This window comes from Spirosoma luteum DSM 19990 (assembly GCF_000374065.1).
Classification (GTDB): Bacteria; Bacteroidota; Bacteroidia; order Cytophagales; family Spirosomataceae; genus Spirosoma; species Spirosoma luteum.
This window is the reverse complement of the sequence record NZ_KB893295.1, coordinates 1-2,380: the sequence shown is the minus strand read 5'-3', so window position 1 is coordinate 2,380 and position 2,380 is coordinate 1. Positions and strand designations below refer to the sequence as shown.

Here is a 2,380-nt window from a genome sequence, read left to right as displayed (position 1 = left end):
CACCGCTTTATAGCTTAGCTTTACATAATCGCACTTATACAACAATCGAAATTTACCTATTCTAATGTTAGGACGTTTTGTAAAAGTAGGTGTTCGGATACTTTTAGCTCTTTCACTGGTTTACTTCGTCCATAGCTGTTACAATGATGAACAGGATATTCGAATCGATCCAGTGACTCAGCCTAAGCAATGGACTTATGACATAACCAGTGTTCCACTTGGAGAGCGTATGTATTATGTGTTAATCGATGGAGAGTTAGATCAGGATGCGGGGCTTGAAGCCGAACATCAAGTGACAACCACACGCCATATCCGCCGTGATACGATCAGCACTTTAACAAGCCCGTTCTTCACTTACCCGTCTAGCTATACTTCACATGTGGTAAAATTGCCCGATTCAACCTTTACAATCACCTACAGAAATAAACTACCTAAAGGCAAGTTCTCAATGTATTACAACGGGGATGATTCAGGGCTTGAAACGTTTACCTATCACCCCCTCAAAGCCACCAAAGGTTGGGTTCGTATTCAAATAGGTCCGGGCTCATGGGATCGCAAGGATTCAACTCGAAGTGATGTTATAGTTTGGCCTACTATTCACGAACCAAAATAGCGCCTCAAACTATAAGTAAGGCAATAAATGGATTTGCATTCTGCATATAAATTAGCAACCTTATAGCCTGTTATAAATCTCTGCTTATTTCCTTTACATAATCTGAGTTATGCAACGGGTCTTTACATAATACAAACGATGGTGCGGTTTATAGGATGGGGCTTTTTTGTACTTTTTATGTATGTTCTATCTGCTTGCGAATGCTTTGTGAGTTCTAAAGGAGTTGTTTTAGATAAGACCTCAAAAAAGCCTATCACTTTAGCTAAGGTTCGTAATGTACGGGATAAAACGCCGGATTACTTTCCACTTAGACATACATCTGATTCAAGTGGCCAGTACCAGATTATGGTTTCAAGTTACTGGTTATTTGGCTGCCCTGACTTAGAATTATCCTTCTCAAAATTTGGATACAGGACGACAGATACTGTACTGACAAGGCCCAGTAATAGCGATACCATCTATCTTGAAAAAGTCAAAAAATAGCAAATAGAAGTATTTGCACTCTTCTGAGGTCAGTTTTATAACTACACTTATGTTAGTCGACTTTTTAAAGATTCCATAACTGCTTTTCATTGGCTCATAACTTCGCTGTGTGCAATTATCTCAAGTGAGTTCAACCTTGTTCCTATGGCTTTCTTAAGATAAAACCTAGCTTGGTAGGTAAATTATAAGTGGCTATTTGGTAAATAACTATTTTCTTACACTCATTACTGAAGACGTACATGGGCCACTTTTCATAGCGACCATCTTTCGTTGTTATATCTATCCTAAATATCTTTCCTGCGTAGCCGATTGCAGGATAATCACCATCAGTATCGTAAGTCTTAGTCACAACTTTAGCCATTTTTGAGCCTATATCAATATAGTTGGCATAGAGTGAATCAGGATCAATCAAGTTTTTTTGAGCGTCAAATGTTACTGTTCCTTTTCTGATAGCCTGACCAACAGGGGGGATAGTTTCAAACTGCCAAGTACCAACTATATTCTTTTCGATAGGTGGTGCCTGACAGCTAGTTACTGTTTCCACCAACGATGAATCTCTGGGAGGTGTTAATTGACGAAACTCTTCCTTACAAGAAAATACACCTACAAGTACTGTTAGTAAAAAGAGAGCATTTTTCATATAAAGTGTCCTTTCCTACCATAACGTACAAGCTCTCTTTTCCTGTTGTATAAGTGAACATTGTGTTAGTCTAAATGGTGTGTAAGACAATTTCACCGATTTGTCTTACAGCCCTTGTTAGGTGTCTTACAATTTTAGGTTTTTGTCTTACATACCTAAATTTTGCCTAATTATGTGTCTTACACATGTAAGACACAGCTATGGAAGACCTTACTATTACTCCTGACTCAACCAACGAGAATACCGAATCCACGAAAGGGAGCAATCCTGTTACCTGGTCTATCCGAGGTGTCGAACGAGACACCCGCGCCGTGATTGAGAAGGCCGCTGAACGAGTGGGTAAAACCATTGGTCAGTACGTCAATGAAGATATCCGGAGCCTAGTGCAAGGTCAACTTACCCAATCTCAATTGCCAGCCGCCCCGGTTGATATTCAGAATCAGATTGACCACTTAACGAAGATGGTCGAAGGGATTGCCAACCGAATGCCCGAGGAAGGTAAGAAATCCTTTTGGCAACGTCTATTTAGTTAATCAGGAAGAAATAGAAGGGAAGAAAAACAGTTTTCCTTGCGGAGTAGCTGACGCGTGTTATCTTTGCTTGCGTTGTTGAGTAGCCAGCCATGTTTCACCCCTAAAAAACCT

General features: G+C 40.0%; 3 protein-coding genes. 2 read left to right on the top strand and 1 reads right to left on the bottom strand.

Annotation, left to right across the window (positions count from 1 at the left end; translation table 11 throughout):
* Positions 1-64 precede the first annotated feature (64 nt).
* Positions 65-613, top strand: a complete 549-nt coding sequence (locus tag B156_RS0124620; RefSeq protein ID WP_018622465.1) for a hypothetical protein — start codon at positions 65-67, stop codon at positions 611-613.
* 625 nt (positions 614-1,238) lie between these two features.
* Here the strand turns inward: B156_RS0124620 and B156_RS0124615 are convergent.
* On the bottom strand, positions 1,239-1,736 hold the full coding sequence (locus B156_RS0124615; RefSeq protein ID WP_018622464.1) for a hypothetical protein: 498 nt from the start codon (positions 1,734-1,736) through the stop codon (positions 1,239-1,241).
* 200 nt (positions 1,737-1,936) lie between these two features.
* Between B156_RS0124615 and B156_RS0124610 the strand changes: the two genes are divergently transcribed.
* Entirely contained in the window at positions 1,937-2,269 is a 333-nt protein-coding gene (locus B156_RS0124610; RefSeq protein ID WP_018622463.1) for a hypothetical protein, read from the top strand.
* The last annotated feature ends 111 nt before the right edge of the window (positions 2,270-2,380 follow it).

Bases quoted from the DNA above. Each gene is read 5' to 3' on its own strand.
- B156_RS0124610 (WP_018622463.1), top strand. From the start codon at position 1,937: ATGGAAGACCTTACTATTACTCCTGACTCAACCAACGAGAATACCGAA.
- B156_RS0124615 (WP_018622464.1), bottom strand. From the start codon at position 1,736: ATGAAAAATGCTCTCTTTTTACTAACAGTACTTGTAGGTGTATTTTCT.
- B156_RS0124620 (WP_018622465.1), top strand. From the start codon at position 65: ATGTTAGGACGTTTTGTAAAAGTAGGTGTTCGGATACTTTTAGCTCTT.